At 71.1% G+C, this 16380-nt stretch carries 15 protein-coding genes; 4 read left to right on the plus strand and 11 right to left on the minus strand.

What is annotated here, in order from left to right; translation table 11 throughout:
* Nucleotides 1–5: 5 nt before the first annotated feature.
* The 5 genes from O3X23_RS09650 to O3X23_RS09670 all read right to left on the minus strand — a co-directional run bounded on the left by O3X23_RS09650 (nucleotide 6) and on the right by O3X23_RS09670 (nucleotide 4346).
* The gene (locus tag O3X23_RS09650) at nucleotides 6–380 is read right to left on the minus strand and encodes a hypothetical protein (protein ID WP_269270838.1); all 375 of its coding nucleotides are present in this window, start codon (nucleotides 378–380) and stop codon (nucleotides 6–8) included.
* Between the two features lie 68 nt (nucleotides 381–448).
* Nucleotides 449–883, minus strand: a complete 435-nt coding sequence (locus tag O3X23_RS09655; protein WP_269270839.1) for a roadblock/LC7 domain-containing protein — start codon at nucleotides 881–883, stop codon at nucleotides 449–451.
* A 37-nt stretch (nucleotides 884–920) separates the two neighbouring features.
* A complete protein-coding gene (locus tag O3X23_RS09660; protein WP_269270840.1) occupies nucleotides 921–1685 on the minus strand; it encodes a transcriptional regulator in 765 nt (254 codons plus the stop codon).
* On the minus strand, nucleotides 1682–2077 hold the full coding sequence (locus O3X23_RS09665; RefSeq protein ID WP_269270841.1) for a hypothetical protein: 396 nt from the start codon (nucleotides 2075–2077) through the stop codon (nucleotides 1682–1684). Before O3X23_RS09665 ends, O3X23_RS09660 begins: the two co-directional genes overlap by 4 nt.
* Nucleotides 2078–2336: 259 nt before the next feature.
* Nucleotides 2337–4346 (minus strand): beta-galactosidase, encoded by a 2010-nt coding sequence (locus O3X23_RS09670; protein WP_269270842.1) that lies wholly within the window; start codon nucleotides 4344–4346, stop codon nucleotides 2337–2339.
* A gap of 176 nt (nucleotides 4347–4522) precedes the next feature.
* Between O3X23_RS09670 and O3X23_RS09675 the strand changes: the two genes are divergently transcribed.
* The 4 genes from O3X23_RS09675 to O3X23_RS09690 are packed head-to-tail and all read left to right on the plus strand — an operon-like array spanning nucleotide 4523 to nucleotide 8765.
* A complete protein-coding gene (locus O3X23_RS09675) occupies nucleotides 4523–5824 on the plus strand; it encodes an ABC transporter substrate-binding protein (RefSeq protein ID WP_269270843.1) in 1302 nt (433 codons plus the stop codon).
* A 2-nt stretch (nucleotides 5825–5826) separates the two neighbouring features.
* Nucleotides 5827–6789, plus strand: a complete 963-nt coding sequence (locus O3X23_RS09680; RefSeq protein ID WP_269270844.1) for a carbohydrate ABC transporter permease — start codon at nucleotides 5827–5829, stop codon at nucleotides 6787–6789.
* On the plus strand, nucleotides 6786–7709 hold the full coding sequence (locus tag O3X23_RS09685; protein WP_269270845.1) for a carbohydrate ABC transporter permease: 924 nt from the start codon (nucleotides 6786–6788) through the stop codon (nucleotides 7707–7709). The genes O3X23_RS09680 and O3X23_RS09685 overlap by 4 nt, the downstream gene beginning before the upstream one ends.
* Before the next feature lie 33 nt (nucleotides 7710–7742).
* Complete coding sequence (locus tag O3X23_RS09690) at nucleotides 7743–8765, plus strand: LacI family DNA-binding transcriptional regulator (protein WP_269270846.1); 1023 nt, start codon at nucleotides 7743–7745, stop codon at nucleotides 8763–8765.
* 48 nt (nucleotides 8766–8813) lie between these two features.
* Here the strand turns inward: O3X23_RS09690 and O3X23_RS09695 are convergent, their stop codons facing one another.
* The 6 genes from O3X23_RS09695 to O3X23_RS09720 all read right to left on the minus strand — a co-directional run bounded on the left by O3X23_RS09695 (nucleotide 8814) and on the right by O3X23_RS09720 (nucleotide 16375).
* Nucleotides 8814–9932 (minus strand): pectinesterase family protein, encoded by a 1119-nt coding sequence (locus O3X23_RS09695; RefSeq protein WP_443047806.1) that lies wholly within the window; start codon nucleotides 9930–9932, stop codon nucleotides 8814–8816.
* Between the two features lie 76 nt (nucleotides 9933–10008).
* Entirely contained in the window at nucleotides 10009–11334 is a 1326-nt protein-coding gene (locus tag O3X23_RS09700) for a pectate lyase family protein (RefSeq protein ID WP_269270848.1), read from the minus strand.
* 105 nt (nucleotides 11335–11439) lie between these two features.
* A complete protein-coding gene (locus O3X23_RS09705) occupies nucleotides 11440–12780 on the minus strand; it encodes an ABC transporter substrate-binding protein (protein ID WP_269270849.1) in 1341 nt (446 codons plus the stop codon).
* An 87-nt stretch (nucleotides 12781–12867) separates the two neighbouring features.
* The gene (locus O3X23_RS09710; protein WP_269270850.1) at nucleotides 12868–14391 is read right to left on the minus strand and encodes a glycoside hydrolase family 43 protein; all 1524 of its coding nucleotides are present in this window, start codon (nucleotides 14389–14391) and stop codon (nucleotides 12868–12870) included.
* On the minus strand, nucleotides 14388–15218 hold the full coding sequence (locus tag O3X23_RS09715; RefSeq protein ID WP_269270851.1) for a PmoA family protein: 831 nt from the start codon (nucleotides 15216–15218) through the stop codon (nucleotides 14388–14390). Before O3X23_RS09715 ends, O3X23_RS09710 begins: the two co-directional genes overlap by 4 nt.
* On the minus strand, nucleotides 15218–16375 hold the full coding sequence (locus O3X23_RS09720; RefSeq protein ID WP_269270852.1) for a Gfo/Idh/MocA family protein: 1158 nt from the start codon (nucleotides 16373–16375) through the stop codon (nucleotides 15218–15220). The genes O3X23_RS09715 and O3X23_RS09720 overlap by 1 nt, the downstream gene beginning before the upstream one ends.
* Nucleotides 16376–16380 lie beyond the last annotated feature (5 nt).

Genomic DNA, 16380 nt, shown 5'->3' on the forward strand with positions numbered 1-16380 from the left:
CGCCGTCAGACCTCCAGGTCGGCTTCGATCTTCTTGAGCTGATGCCTGGCCATCGCGAGGTTGGCCCGGCCCTTGTCCAGGGCCAGATAGAGGAAGAGGCCGTTTTTTCCCCGCCCCTTGATCAGCCGGATGAGGTGGTACTGGCCGCCGAGGGTGATGAGGATGTCCTCGATGTCGTCCTTGAGGCCGAGCATCTCCATGGTGCGGACCTTGGCGCGCACCACGTCGGTGTTCCCCGCGGCCGCGACCGTCAGGTCGAGGTCCTTGCCACCGCCCAGCGTGCCCAGGGCCATGCCGCTGGTGTAGTCGACGAGCGCGACGCCCAGCGTGCCCTCGATCGATGTCGTCGCTTCCTTGAGGGAGGTCTCGATGTTCGTCATGAGCGGGTACTTCCTTCCGGTCTGATGCGAGATGGTGCGGTCGGTGATGCGTCGGAACGGTGGTGCGGTCAGGTGGCCTCGGGTCGGATCATTGCCCCGTCGGTCAGTTCGGCGATGCGGGCACTGCACCGGCGGGCCTCCAGGTGGAGCCGGCCCACGTTGGCGTCCGTCCCCGCCCACGCGGTCAGCACGACGGACACTCCCGCCGCGTAGGTCGCGACATAGCCCTGCTCGCCCCGGACCAGCAGTTCCCGGAACGCGCCCCGGTCGGTCCCGTCCGCCAGGCGAAGGGCGACCGAGAGCACGGCCGCGCTGAGCGCGGCGACGGTCTCGGACTCCGGGGTGGGAAAGTCCTGGGCCACCACCAGACCGTCGGTACTCGCCGCGAGAACGCCGGTCAGGTGCGGAACGCGGGCGCGTAACCTGCGGAGCTCTTCCAGGACATCGGCCTCCGTCGCCATCAGCTGTCTCCTTTCGGCGCGCTGTCTCAGTGCGCGTCTCATGACGGCGATGCCGGTGCCTCATGGGGGGTCCGGAAGATCACAGGGTTGCCTCCAATGCGTCACGCAGTCGGCGCAGCAGGGATATGTCGGGGTCGGCGGACAGGTCCGCGACCCAAGCGGGTATGGGGGAGGGCTCGGCCGCCGTCGATCGCCGGGGGGTGCGCAGATGCCCGGCGGCGGCCAGCCGGCGTACGTCGACGAGGGTGTGGAAGGCGGGCCGGCCCAGGAGCCGGGCCATCGTGAAGGGAGTGCGCACACCGTCCGCCAGATCCAGGACGGCGCGCTGGCGCCGGGTGACCGCGGGGTTGTCGTCCGTCTGGTGGCGTACGACGGGCGCGCTGTCGACCTCGGGGTGCGGCCAGAGCTGGTCCAGCAGTTCCTCCCGCCGCCGGGTCTCACGTTCGACGACCTCGGCGGGCAGGGGACGCACGGGCCCGAACCAGTGGGTGGCCCCGTAGCGGAAGCGGGTCGGGCCGGTCCTGGGCGCGAGCGCGAAGAACGCGGCGTCGAAGACCGCGCCGAGATGGCAGATCTCCAGCTCCCCGCTGGTGAGCAGGTTGCTCTCGACGAGACTGCGGCCGACCCGGCAGCGTGCGCCGGACCGGTCGATCGTCTCCTGCCACTCCGCCGCGGAGAGCCGGCGGCGGGCGAGGAGCAGGACGTCGACGCCGGGAGCGGCGGGGCTCTCGGCGTGGACGACCTTGCCGTCGAGCAGGTAGACCGTGCCGGTCTCCCGGAGCAGCGCTCCGGTGGCCCGGTCTCCGGCCATCCGGACCAGCATCGAGGGGTTCAGCGTCCTCATCCGAGCACCAGGCGCTCGGCCAGGTTCTGCAGCCGGAGCCGGGCGAGGGCGAGGTTCCCCTCGTCCCGGTCGAGCCAGAGATGGAAGAACACGCTGCTGTCGAAGGTGGTGTCGACGAAGCACAGCAGGTGGTAGCTGGTGGGGGTGGTGACGAGGACGTCCTCGACCAGGGGCCCTTTGGTGCCGCCGTCGTTGCCGGGCGGCGCGAAGGCGGTGTGTTCGGCGGCCATGCGGGCCAGTTCGGCCGTCTCGACCGCGGTGGTCTCGTGGTCGTTGGTGGGGGAGGCGCCGAGAGTGCCGAGCGCCAGTCCCGTGGTCCACTCGACGACGGAGGCGCCCCGTGCACCGGGCAGACCCATCGCTTCGAGTAAGCACTCATCGATTCCGGGCACGCCAATGACTCCTCGGTTCGCGGCAGTTGACGACCTCAACCGCACTGCGGTGACCGAGAGACTACGCACGGCGACGCACTGGATGCGGACGAAGTATGTTTTCCGGCGAAAACACGGAGCGTTGGGCTATGCTCCGTCCTTGCCAGACGCATAGTCGCCCGCATCCTGGCGTGTTGACGCCGTGCGGCCGGATCAGCGGTGGGCGAACCACTTCGTCGCGGGCAGAGCCTGACGACGGGCGGGTGGGGGCCCTGCCGCCTCAGCCGTCGAGCCGCACCACGCGGACCGCGCCCGCCGGGACGGCGAGGAGGCCCGCGGCACGCTCGCCGGTGAGGAGTTCGGCTCCGGCGGATTCCAGCGGGACCTTGGTCTCCGTGCCGGTGTGGTTGATCGCGAAGAGGTACGAGCCGTGCTCGCCGGTGCGCCGGACCACTTCGACGTCGCGCGGCAGCTCGCCGCGCGGGTCGGTCCCGGCGTCGGCCGACGCGGCGGCCAGCACCGCGTCCAGCGCGTCCGCTCCGAGCCGGGCGGAGACGTACCAGGCGGTGCCCGCGCCCAGCGCGTGCCGGGTGACGGCCGGGTGCCCGGCGGCCGGGCCGTCGACGTAGGTCCACACGGGCTCGGCGCCGCGCGGGACGACGAACTCCGTCCAGACGTCGGCCTCCAGCTCGGTGCCGTCGCCCGCCGCCATCCGCACCCGCTCCCCCGCGAGCAGCGGCGCGTGCTCCTCCACCGTCAGGCCCAGCACCTCGCGCAGCGCGCCCGGGTGGGCGCCGGGGTGCACGCTGTCGTGCTCGTCGACGATGCCGGAGAAGTACGACACGACGAGGGTGCCGCCGCCTTCGACGTAGGCGCGCAGGTTGTCCCCGGCGCGGTCGGTGGTGAGGTAGAGCGCGGGGACCACGACCAGGGGGTAGCCCGACAGGTCGGCCTCGGGGTGCGCGAAGTCGACGGTCAGGTGCCGGTCGTAGAGCGCCTCGTAGAAGGTGTCGGCGCGCTCCCGTGCGTCGTGGTCCTCAGTCGGGCGCCACTCCAGTTTCTGCGCCCACCAGGACTGCCAGTCCCAGACCATCGCGGCGTCCGGGACGGTGCGGGTGCCGGCGATCTCGGCGAGGGCGGCCAGGTCGGCGCCGAGGGCCACGACCTCACGCCAGATCCGGCTGTCGGTGCCGGCGTGCGGCAGCATCGCGGAGTGGAACTTCTCGGCACCGAAGCGGGACTGGCGCCACTGGAAGAACATCGCGCCCTCCGAGCCACGGGCGACATGGGCCAGGCTGTTGCGGGCCATCTCGCCGGGGCGCTTGGCGGGGTTGCGCGTCTGCCAGCTGACGCCGCTGGTGGAGTGCTCCATCAGCAGCCAGGGCGCGCCGCCCGCGACCGAGCGGGTGAGGTCGGCGGCCATGGCGAGGTTGACCTGGGTGCGGCGGCCGTCGGTCATCAGGTAGTGGTCGTTGCTGACCACGTCGGCCTCACGGCCCCACGCCCAGTAGTCCATGGAGTCGCACTGGCTGAGCGCGGTCATGAAGTTGGTCGTGACGGGGATGCCGGGGGCCAGCCGGTGCAGGAGGTCACGCTCGGCGGTGAAGTTGCCGCGGATCGTCTCGTCGGAGAAGCGCGCGTAGTCGAGCTGCTGCGCGGGGTTGGCGACGGTGGGGGTCAGCCGGGGGGCGTCGACATGCGTCCAGTCGCCGTAGCGCTGGCCCCAGAACGTCGTGCCCCACGCGGCGTTCAGGGCGTCCAGCGTGCCGTAGCGGGCGCGCAGCCAGACCCGGAAGTCCTCGACCGAGGTCTCGCAGTAGCAGGCGGAGACGGGGACACCGTACTCGTTGTGGACGTGCCACAGCGCGATCGCGGGGTGCTGCCCGTAGCGCAGGGCGAGCTGCTCGGTGATCCGGGCGGCGGCGCGGCGGTAGTGCGGCGAGCTGTGGCAGATCGCGCCGCGTGAGCCGAAGCCGTAGCGCACGCCGTCCCGTGAGACGGGCAGCGCTTCGGGGTGGGCGGCGTAGAACCAGGCGGGCGGCGCGACGGTCGGGGTGCCGAGGTCGGCGCGGATGCCGTTGGCGTGCAGCAGGTCCAGGAGCCGGTCGAGCCAGCCGAAGTCGTACTCGCCCGGCACGGGCTCGAGCAGTGCCCAGGAGAAGATCCCGACGCTGACCATGCTCACTCCGGCCTCGCGCATCAGCCGGACATCCTCCTGCCAGACCTCCTCGGGCCACTGTTCGGGGTTGTAGTCGCCGCCGTACAGCAAGCCACGGACACGAGGCAGCATGTGAACTCCTGGATCATTTCTGGGAACGTGCACAGTCGCTTGTTCAGCGACTCGGCCTAGATAACCGCATGGCAACAACCATTGACAAGTGTCCTAGAGGTTTCTCTACTGTGAACGCTCACAGTGCATGGTGGCAGCCGTACCGATGCGGCCGCCCTTGTCAGGGAAGCGAGCCCATGCGTACCTCTCTCATTGCCAAGGTCATGGCCGGCGCGGTCGGCGCGGCCCTCCTCGCGGGCTGCGGCGGCAGCTCGGACAGTGCCGGTCAGGCGCAGGACACCGGACCGGTCAGCCTCACCTACTGGGCTTGGGCGCCCGGCCTGGACAAGGTCGTCGACATCTGGAACCAGCAGCACCCGGAGATCAAGGTCACGGTGAAGAAGCAGGCGTCCGGCGACGACCTGGTCACCAAGATCATCACGGCCGCGAAGGCCCACAAGTCCCCCGACCTGGTGCAGGCCGAGTTCCAGGCGCTCCCCACCCTGGTCAGCAATGACGTGCTCGCCGACATCTCGAAGCAGGCCGGCGACACGAAGAAGGACTTCGCGGACGGCGTGTGGCAGCAGGCCACCCTCGGCTCGGACGCGCTGTACGCGATACCGCAGGACACCGGACCGCTGATGTTCTACTACCGCCAGGACCTGTTCCAGCAGTACGGACTGACCGTCCCGACGACCTGGGACGAGTTCGCGGCGACCGCCCGCGCGCTGAAGCAGAAGGACGCCAAGAAGTCCCTGACCACCTTCTCCAGCGGTGACCCCGGCCTGTTCGCGGGCCTGGCCCAGCAGGCCGGCGCCAAGTGGTGGACGACCAGTGGTGAGAAGTGGAGCGTCGGCATCGACGACACCGCCTCCCAGAAGGTCGCCGACTTCTGGGGCGGCCTGGTCAAGGAGGGGGCGATCGACAACCAGCCGATGTACACCCCGGCGTGGAACAAGGCCCTCAACACCGGCAGCCAGATCGCCTGGGTCAGCGCCGTATGGGCGCCGGGCGTTCTCACCTCCGCGGCCCCCGACACCAAGGGCAAGTGGGCGATGGCCCCGCTGCCGCAGTGGAAGAAGGGCGAGAGCACGACCGGCAGCTGGGGCGGCTCGACCACCGGCGTCACCAACGACTCGCAGCACAAGGACGCCGCCGCGAAGTTCGCCAAGTGGCTCAACACCGACCCCGCGGCGGTCGCCGCCCTGGTGAAGGAGGGCGGCATCTACCCCGCCGCCACCGCGGCCCAGACCGGCACCGCCCTGGCCAAGGCCCCTGACTTCTTCGCCAACCAGCCGGACTTCTACACCACCGCCGCCGGGATCGCGAAGAACACCGCCCCCGGCGCCTGGGGACCCAACGTCAACGTCGCCTACAGCGCCTTCAAGGACGCCTTCGGCAAGGCCGCCCAGAACAAGTCGGAGTTCGGCGGCGCCCTGGGCACCGTGCAGAAAACCACGGTCGCCGACATGACGAAGCAAGGTTTCAAGGTCTCCTGAACATGACCCCTCACCGACCGGCCACCACGAAGGCCACCCCCGCGCGCGCGGCACGTGTGCGCAGCGCGGGGCCCCGCATCGCGCCGTACGGGTTCCTCGTCCCCGCGGCCGTCCTGTTCGCGCTGATCTTCGCCCTCCCCATCGGCTACGCGGTCTTCCTCAGCCTGCACAAGGTGGAGGTCAGCGGCCTGGGCCTCGGCAGGAACGCCCGCCACGAGGTGTGGGCGGGCCTGTCGAACTACACCGGCGTGCTGCACGACGGAGAGCTGCTCGACGGCACCCTGCGCATCGCCGGCTACGGGGCGATCGTCGTCCCCACCATGCTGGGGCTCGCGCTGGTCTTCGCGCTGATGCTGGACGCCCAGCGGACCCGGCTGCGCGGCTTCACCCGGCTGGCGATCTTCCTGCCGTACGCGGTTCCCGGCGTCGTCGCGGCGCTGCTCTGGGGCTTCCTGTACCTGCCCACCGTCAGCCCCTTCCACTTCCTGCTCGGGAAGATGGGGCTGCCGGAGCCCGACCTGCTCTCCGGCGGCGCGATGTTCGGCTCGCTCGGCAACATCGCGGTCTGGGGCGGCACCGGCTTCAACATGATCGTGATCTACACGTCGCTGCGCGCGATCCCCCTGGAGATCTACGAGGCGGCCCGTATCGACGGCTGCTCGGAGCTGCAGATCGCGGTACGTATCAAGATCCCGACGGTGGCGCCCGCCCTCGTCCTGACCTTCTTCTTCTCCGTGATCGCCACCCTCCAGGTGTTCAGCGAACCGACCACCCTCAAGCCGCTGACCAACTCCATCTCCACCACCTGGAGCCCGCTGATGAAGGTCTACCAGGACGCGTTCGTCCGCGGGGACATCTACTCGGCGGCCGCGACCTCCGTGGTCATCGCCGTGGTGACCCTCGTCCTGTCCTTCGGCTTCCTCAAGGCCGCCAACTCCCGCACCACCCAGGGAGCGTCACGATGAGCACCACCACCGCCCCCGGCGGCCGCAGCACCGTCCCCGCCGCCGGGACCACCCCCGGCGCCGCGCAGGGCCCGCCGAAGAGCCGGCGCTCGCGCCGTCCCGGGCTGATCCCCACCGTCGTCCTGCTGGCCGGCGCCGGATACTGCCTGCTGCCGGTCGCCTGGGTGCTGATCGCCTCGACCAAGAGCAGCCGCGAGCTCTTCTCGACCTTCACCTTCCTGCCCGGCACCGGGTTCACCCGGAACGTCGCCGGTCTGTCGGCCTACCGCGACGGCGTGTACTGGCAGTGGATGCTCAACTCCCTCTTCTACGCGGGTGTGGGCGCGCTGCTGTCCACGGCGGTCTCTGCGCTCAGCGGCTACGCGCTGGCCAAGTACCGCTTCCGGGGCCGCGAGTCGATCTTCAACGTCCTGCTGACCGGAGTGCTGATGCCGCCGGTCATCCTCGCCATCCCGCAGTACCTGCTGATGGCCAAGGCCGGACTCGCCGACAGCTACACCTCGGTACTGCTGCCGAGCATCCTGTCGCCGTACGGCATCTACCTCGCACGGATCTACGCGGCGGCCGCCGTCCCGGACGACGTGATCGAGGCGGCCCGGATGGACGGGGCGCGCGAGTGGGGGATCTTCACCCGTATCGCACTGCCGGTGATGGTGCCGGGGCTGGTGACGGTCTTCCTGTTCCAGTTCGTCGCCGTGTGGAACAACTTCCTGCTGCCGTACATCATGCTCGGCGACGACGAGAAGTTCCCGGTGACCCTGGGCCTGTACACCCTGCTGCAGCAAGGTGCCTCCGCCCCCGCCCTGTACACCCTCGTGATCACCGGCGCGCTGCTGGCGATCGTCCCGCTGATCGCACTGTTCCTCGTCATTCAGCGGTTCTGGAGCCTGGATCTGCTCTCCGGCGCCGTAAAGTCCTGACCAGTACCGCACCTTCGCGAAGGACAAGTCCGCATGAGCCGTACAGACCGGCGCCGCCCCCCGACCATCCATGACGTGGCACACGAGGCGGGAGTCTCCCGCGGCACGGTCTCACGGGTGCTCAACGGCGGGATCAACGTCAGCCCGGCGGCACTCGAAGCGGTCAACGCGGCCATCCGCAAGACCGGATACGTCGTCAACCGGCACGCCCGCAGCCTGATCACGGGCCGCTCGGACTCGGTCGGGTTCCTGCTCACCGAGCCGCAGGAGAAGTTCTTCGAGGACCCGAACTTCAACGTGCTGCTGCGGGGCTGCACCCAGGCCCTCGCCGCGAACGACATCCCGCTGCTGCTGATGATCGCGGGCACCGAGTCCGAGCGGCGGCGGATAACGCGCTACATCACGGCGGGGCACGTCGACGGGGTCCTCCTCGTCTCCAGCCACTCCGGCAATCCGATGGCCGAGCGGCTGCAGCAGGCGGGCATACCGCTGGTGGCCTGCGGCAAGCCGCTCGGCAACGCGTCGAAGGTCAGCTACGTGGCCGCCGACGACCGGGACGGCGCCCAGGAGATGGTCCGCCACCTCCACCGTTCCGGCCGCCGCCGCATCGCGACGGTCACCGGACCGCTCGACACCCCGGGCGGCGTGGACCGGTTGGCCGGCTACCGCGAGGTGCTCGCCGAAGTCGGGCTCCCCGCGGACGAGCTGCTGATCGCCGAGGGCGACTACAGCCGCGCGAGCGGTGAGTCGGCGATGGACCAGCTGCTGGAGCGGGCGCCGGACCTCGACGCGGTCTTCGTCGCCTCCGACCTGATGGCGCAGGGCGCCATCAACGCCCTGGAGCGGGCCGGGCGCCGCGTACCGCAGGACGTCGCCGTCGGAGGGTTCGACGACTCCCCCGCCGCGCTGGGCACGCGTCCCCCGCTGACCACCGTCCGCCAGCCGTGGGACCGGATCAGCTCGGAGATGGTGCGAGTGCTCCTCTCCCGCATCGCCGGTGAGGAGCCCTCCACCGTCATCCTGCCGACGGAACTCGTCATCCGCTCGTCCGCCTGACCCGCGGGCGGGGAGAACCGCTGACCGCGCGCCTGCCGAGGCGGGCGGTCAGCGGCATTTCTGCCACGGGGCCCAGTCGCCGAACCAGTCCGCCGGGGTCTGCGCGGCCGCTTCACCGGCGGTGAGCTGCGGCCGGCTGGCGGGCACCGGGATCGCCGCACCCGGGCCGGAGTTGCGGTACTCGCGGAAGCGCTGGCTCTGCCAGGGGTACGAGGCCGACATGTTCGCGTACGGCTCGGACGCGTTGATGCCGGGGCCGAGCAGGCTGTCGCGGACGGTGAGCATGGGGACCGCGGTGGTGTCCGAACTGGGCACCCAGGGCCGGGCCAGCCGGTAGAAGCCGTCCGGGGCCGCGCTGGTGATGTGTGAACGGACGACGAGGTAGCCGTACGGGGTGGGGCCGGCGGTGCTGGGCGCGAAGACGAAGCCGTACGGGGCGGATGCCAGGTCGGTGCGGTTCAGCGTGCGGAAGTGGCAGGAGTCGAACACGGCGGTGGCGCGGCCGAAGACGAAGTCGACGTCGCCCTCGGCGTAGCACCGGTGGAAGTACTGCCGGGCGATGGTGGTCCTGGCCGGGGTGTCGGCGTACAGGGTGTCCTGGTGGCCGAGGAACCGGCAGTCGTGGAAGGCCGCGCGGTCGCCCATCGCCTTGAGGGCGACGGCCTGGGTGCCGGTGATCTCCGGGTGGTCCGCGCGCAGCCAGTCGTTGGCGAAGGTGAGGTCGCGGGCGGTGAAGCCGTCGGCCTGCACCGTGGTGGTGGCGGAGCCGGAGGTGCCGTAGGGGCCGGATCCGTCGGGCTTCGGCGTTCCGTTCGCGTGGTCGTACACGATGACGGTGTCCGCCGCGTCGCAGGTCGCGCCGAGCAGGGTGAGTCCGGTCTTGGCGGCGCCGACGGCGACGGTCTCACGGTAGACGGCCGCGGCCAGGACGAGCGTCCACCCCTCGGCGGGGTTGTCCGGCGTGGCCGCCACCGCGGCCTGCACGGTGGTGTGGTCGCCGCGGCCCTGCGGGTCGACGTAGAGGGTGCGGTCGTCGCGGCGCCCGGCGGGCGAACCGTAGCGGCCGAACGGCCGCGCGGGGTGTGCGGCGGGACGGGTGAAGCCGGTGACGGATCCGACGGCCGCTCCGGCGGCGCCCAGGACGGCGGCTCTGCGGGTGAGAGACATGGGGGCCACTCCTTCGCTGGTGGGGAGGGGGCCGGACGGGGCGGGGCGTCCCGGCCCGCCCGGCGGTGTGGTCCGTTCAGAGCCGCCCGGCGCCCGCGCCGCAGTCGACGATGTGCGGAACCGCGCTCGGACGGTCGACGCGGGTGCGCAGCGTGGGGATCCAGCCCGCGTCACCGGCGATGACCGTGGTGGGGTGGGCGGCGTTGAACGCGCCGAGGAGGTCGGTCTCCTTGCCGTTGACGACGTTGTGCTCCTCCGTCATCGCGGTGCCCTTCCAGTACGCGATGACCCGGTCCGCGCCGACCGTCGTGGGCAGGGTGAACGCGTTCGCCTCAGCGACGAGTTGCGACTTGTAGCCGACCCCGAGGCTGTAGACGTACTCCTGGCCCGCGGTCACGACGTAGTGGTTGTTGTACGTGTCGACCTGGCCGAAGCGGACCCGTGGCGCGCGCTCGGTGATGTTCTTGAACAGGTTGTGGTGCAGGGTCACGCGCAGCTTGCCCGTGTCGGTGGCGCCGGCGCCGTCACTGTTGCCGAAGAGCAGGGTCTTGTCGTGGTCGGTGAAGGCGTTCCAGGAGGCGGTGACGAGGTCGGCGCCCCTGACGATATCGAGCTCACCGTCGTGCTGCTGGTAGATCCGCCCGAAGTAGAACGGCTGGGCGGCGTCGGGGCGGCGGCCGTCGGTGAACGTGTTGTGGTCGATCCAGACGTGGGTGGCGCCGTAGACGACGAGGTTGTCGTACTCGGAGTTCCAGTTGCCGGTGGCGCCGTCGGTGGGGTCCCACTGCGGGAAGCAGTCGAAGGCGTCCTCGAAGGTGAGGTTGCGGACGATGACGTTGTCCGCGTTCTTGACCTGGAGGTCGAGGGCGAGCAGTTTCGGGTGCTTGCCGACGCCCACGATGGTGGTGTTGGAGCCGACCAGGAGCTGGACCCGCGCCCCCTGCCGGGCGGCGGACGCGGCGCGGGCGTCCTCCTGCGGGCCGGTGGGCACGGTGGCGGTGCCCCAGGTGGCCGGGTCGTACGCGGCGAGGTAGGCGTCCAGGGCGTAGCCGTCGGTGGCGTAGTCCGCGCAGCTCAGCGGCTGTCCGGCGTCGTCGCTGTTGCCGTCGATGGCGCCCTTGACCTGGATGATCTTGGGGGTGGCGTCGCCGCCGTTGAGGGCGGCGGCGAGCTGGGCGCGGGTACTGACGGTGAAGGTGTGGGCCGCGTCGGCGGCCTGACCGCCGGTGGTCCCGGTACCGGACGAGGCCCAGCCGTCCCCCGCGGGCAGTGCGGCGCGGGCGGGCGAGCGGTGGGCTGCCGGGGCAGCCGGCGAATGGGCCGCCTGGGCGGGCGCGGCCAGCGCCAGGGAAGTGCAGCCGATCAGCGCAGCAATTACATGGGCATGACATGTTCTTCTCATTGCGGCTCCCGCTGAAGCGAAGTGAACGGGTGGAGGGGTGAACGGACGGGTGGAGAGGCCGGGCCGCGGCGGGGCGCCGATGGGGACGGCGCCCCGCCTCCGGAATCAGCTCTTGTGCTGCTTGTAGTCCGCCTGCGCGGCGTTGAGCTTGCCCGCGAGCTTGTCGGCGAAGTCCTTGGCCGTGGTCTTGCCGAGCAGCAGCTTCTGGAAGTCCGGCTCGGAGTCGGCCTTGGTGATGCTGTTCCAGTCCGGCAGGTAGTACGGGAACTGCACGATCTTGGTCTTGGGGTCGTTGAGTGAGTCCATCGCGGCCTTCGTCGGCTTGGCGTCAGTGATCCACGGGTCCCACTCGGTGGCGGTGTTGGCGGGGATCGCGCCGGCCGACTTGTTCCAGAGGCTGTTCATCTCGGGCGAGGCTGCGAACTCGATGAACTTCCACGCGGCGGCCTTGTTGGAGCCGGACTTGAACAACCCGAGTCCGTCGACCGGGTTCGACACGATCGTGCGCACCCCGCCGTCGGTGGACGGCGGCAGGGGGATGCCCTCGATCTTCTCCTTCCCGAACGCCTTGACGTGGTCGTTGTACGAGCCGAGGTTGTGCTGCAGCATCCCGATGTTGCCCTGGTCGAACTCGGCGACCATCTTCACGAAGTCGTTGTTGAGGTCGGCCTCGGGCGTCGCCTTCTTGTACAGCCCGGCGTACTTCTCCAGCGCGGCGATGTTCCTGGGGTCGTTGACCGTGGTCTTCTCGCCGTTCCAGAAGGCGTCGATCCCCGACTGGGCGTACATCATCTCCAGCGCTTGGGCGATCGAGCCCTTTCCGCCGCGCAGGGTGAAGCCGAACCGGTTGTTCTTGACGTCCGTCAGCTTGTCGGCCGCCGCGTACAGGCCCGCCCAGGTGGTGGGCGGCTGCAGGCCCGCGGCGGTGAAGAGGTCCGCGCGGTACCACAGCGTGCCCTGGTTGGCCGAGGTCGGCACCTCGTAGAGCTGCTTGGCGTCACCGCCCGCCGCCAGGACGCTGGTGACCATGCCGGTGACGAGCTTGCCCTTGAGGGCGCTGTCGTTGATCCGGTCGGTCAGCGGCTCCAGGGCGTTCTGGGCGACCATGTTGGCCAGGTACGCCGTGCCGACGCCGCCCACGTCGGGCAGTCCGCCGCCGGCGATGGCGGTGTCGTACTTCTTCTGCACATCGGCGATCGGGATGCCGACGTACTCGACCTGGATGTCGGGGTTCTTCTTCTCGAACGCGGCGATGATCTGCTTCCAGACCGCGGTGCGCACCCCGCCGTTGTTGTCCCAGAAGACGATCTTCCCATGGCCCTTGCCCTCGTCACCGGACGAGTCGCCGGAGTCGCCACAGGCGGTGGCGGTGAGCGCGAGCGAGACGGTGAGCGCCGTGGCGGCGATCAGACGGGTTCTGCGGTGCGGCTTCTTCGGCTGTGACATGGCGGCTCTTTCGGTCGGGGGATCCAGTCGTGCGTTTCATCGGGCGGTGCGGTCGTGGGATGCGGTGGTGCGTTGCGGTGGTGCGCTTCAGGAGGTGATGCGGAAGGTGCCGAACGCGGCCGTTCCCGCCGGGCTCCGGCCCGGGGGCGCGGTGGCGAACAGGCCGATCTGGGCACCGAGCCAACGCCACGGACTCGCGGTGAACACCGGCCCGGAGGCCTGCGGTCCCTCGCCGGTGTCCGCGGAGAAGCGGCAGCGGGCGCCCGGTGCGATCTCGATGCGCAGCCGCGCACGGCCGGCGGGCACCGGGCGGGCGTACTCCGCGTCCCGTTCGGCCGGTGCCGTGGACTCGGCGAAGCGGTGCACGAGACGGATCCCGTCCGCGCCCCGCTCCAGGCCGATCCAGGAGTAGGCGTCCCCGATGACGGCCAGTCCCGCCCTGGCACCCGGGGTCTCGGACCGCAGGGCCAGGTCGACGGTGACCGTGCAGACCTCGGCCGGCAACCGTTGGACCAGGACGCCGGCCACCGTCCGCAGGTCGTCGACGTCGGCGGTGCGCGAGCAGGCCAGACGCAGGCCGTCGCCGCTGTGCGCGGTGGTCCGTCGGGGGCGCGGGTTCGCCGCCCACGACCACTGTCGGCCGAACCGGCCGCCGGGGAAGTCGTCGTCGGTGGCGGGGGCTTCGACCGGCTGCTCCTCGCCCTTCGGCTTGGCGTGGACGGCTACCGGCTGTCCGTCGGCGCCCATTACCGGCCAGCCGTCCGCCGCCCAGCGCATCGGCTGCAGATGCACCACCCGGCCGTAGGCGCCCCGCGCCTGGAAGTGCAGGAACCAGTCCTCGCCGGACGGGGTGTCCACCCAGGCGCCCTGGTGCGGCCCGTTGACCGCGGTGGCGCCCTGTTCGAGCACGACCCGCTCCTCGTACGGTCCGAAGAAGTCACGGGAGCGGAACGCGCCCTGCCAGCCGGTCTCCACCCCGCCCGCGGGGGCGAGGATCCAGAACCAGCCGTCACGCCGGTAGGCCTTGGGCCCTTCGAGGGTGAACCAGCCGGGCAGGGCGTCGGCATCGATGATCACCCGCCCCTCGTCGAGCAGTTCGGTGCCGTCGGAGCTCATCCGGTGGCCGGTGAGCCGGTTGTTCACCCCCGCCCGCGACCTGGCCCAGGCGTGGACGAGGTACGCGCTGCCGTCCGCGTCCCACAGCGGGCAGGGGTCGATCAGGCCGCGGCCCGCCTTGAGCAGGTGCGGGCGGGTCCACGGTCCGCGGACGTCCTCCGCGTTGACCTGGAAGACGCCGGTGTCGGGGTCGCCCCAGAAGATCCAGAAGCGGCCGTGGTGATGGCGGATCGACGGCGCCCACACCCCCCGGTCGTGCCGCGGCACGGCGAAGGCGGCGGCCGGCAGCAGCCGGTCCAGGGCGTGTCCGACGATCCGCCAGTTGACCAGATCGCGCGAGTGCAGGACCGGCAGGCCCGGCGCGCGGCCGAAGCTGGAGGCGGTCAGGTAGTAGTCGTCACCGACGCGGATCACGTCGGGGTCGGGCCAGTCGGCGTTCAGCACGGGATTGCGGTAGGTGCCGTCGCCGAGGTCGGCGGTCCACGCTCGCGTCATCCGGCCGGCCCTCCGCCCGTCGCCCGCGCCAGCGCCGCGGCTTCGTCGCGCCCGAGCCGCCCGTCGGCGATCCCGGTGACGATCCGCCGGGTGACGGTGGCCGCCGGCGGCACCGCCAACCGGTCCCGCGCCGCGAGCGAGGAGCCGACGCCGGGGTACTCGCCGGTGCGCACGAACCACGGGTCCGGTCCGCTGAACACCAGCGTCCAGCGGTCATCGGCGAGGGCGAGCCATGCGGCCGGACGGCCGTGTACCGCGTCCTCACCGTCGGCGTCCGCGGTGAAGACGTCCGGGGGGCTCGCGTGTTTGGGTGCCCGCCAGAAGAAGCCGCCGTATCCCGCGCCGGGCCGGCCGTTGGTGGCCGGGCTGCCGATGCTCAGCGGACGGCCGGTGGTGTTGGTGAGTGCGAAGGTGAAGTCGAGCGCCCAGGCGGTGTCGTCGATCCGCCGGACGTCGACGGTGCGCCGCTCGCGCAGCAGTTCGTGGTCGTCGGCGGTCCAGGACAGCTCCTCGGTGAAGCCGCCGGCCGTCCGCCGCAGCCAACCGCTGTGCCGCTGCACACCGTGGTTGTCCCGCTCGGTGGGCCCCTGGCCGCGCACGAAGGTCCGGCCGCCCCAGAAGTTGCGGCCCTCCACGTCCGGGACCGCGACGCTGACGCCCAGGTGGTGCCGGTGGTCCTCGGGCATCAGCTCGGTGACCGCCACACCGCCCAGGGTGCGGAGCGGGTGCAGCCAGGGGCGCGGCGACAGCTCGCCTGCCAGGTCGGAGGAGTGGACATAGCTGCCGACGACCCGGTCGTCGCAGCGCAGTTCGAGGGGTTCGGTCATCAGCAGCGCACCTCCCGCGCCGGCTGCCGTACGGCCCAGGGCGCGCCGAGTTCGGAGAAGAGCGCGAGCGTCTCCGCGGCGGAGTCGACCAGGCCGTCGACACCCGGCACCACCCGCCGCCGGGAGCGCTCCCCTGCGACGGCACGCCACAGCCGGCCAGGAACCGGCACCGGGTCGGCGGCGGTGCGCACCGCCTCGACGACCTTCATGAAGGCGCCGGTGGAGCGCGGCGGGACGAGCAGTTCCTCGCCGTGCGCGAGATGGGCGAGCAGGTTCTCCAGCAGGTCGGTCCGTGCGAAGACGCGCTCCTCGGGACCGTGGGAAGCACGCTGCAGCAGCACCCGGTCCTGCTTGTACCAGAAGGTGATGCGGCCTTTCGTGCCGTGCACGGCGACGTACGGTTCGGCCGCGGTCTCGGCGCACAGGGTGGCGGCGACGGTGACGCGGGTGCCGCGCGCGGTCCGGATCCGGACGCAGGAGGTGTCGTCGGACTCGATCTCGTTGGCGCGGAAGAGCTCGGTCTCGATGGCGGCCACGTCGGCGGCACGATCACTTCCGTCCAGGCGCAGGGCGGTGGCCACGGCATGCGCGAGGGGGTTGGTGAGCACGCCGTCGACCACGTCGACGCCCCGCAGGGCGCGCCGCCCGGACCAGGCGGCGCGGGTGAAGTACTTCTCGTCCCGTACCCAGTTGCCCGCCGCGCCGATGCCCCGAACCCGGCCGATCGCGTCGTCGGCGATCAGGTCGCGTACCGCGGTCACGGCCTGCGAGCCGAGCGACTGGAAGCCGATCTGGCAGGCGCTGCCGCTCGCCTCGAGACCCGTGACCAGCCGCTCGTACTCGGCGTACGACGGGGTCGGGGGCTTCTCCAGCAGCACGTGCGCGCCATGGGCGGCGGCGGTCAGTGCCAGGTCGGCATGGGTGTGGATCGGTGTGCAGACGATCGCGACGACGGCGCCCGTCCGGTCGATCAGCTCCCCCAGGTCGGTCCCCTGGGCCGGTGTGCCCAGTCCGGCGAGCTGTTCCTCCTCCAGCGGCCGCAGGTCGCACACCCCGGCCAGACGTACGGTTCCGGCGGCGGTGAGCCTGCGCAGGTTCTCCAGGTGCCAGTGCCCGTGGCCGTACGCGCCGGCCAGGACGACGGGTATCGCTCCCATGCCGC

Source organism: Streptomyces sp. H39-S7, assembly GCF_027158205.1.
Taxonomy (GTDB): Bacteria; Actinomycetota; Actinomycetes; order Streptomycetales; family Streptomycetaceae; genus Actinacidiphila.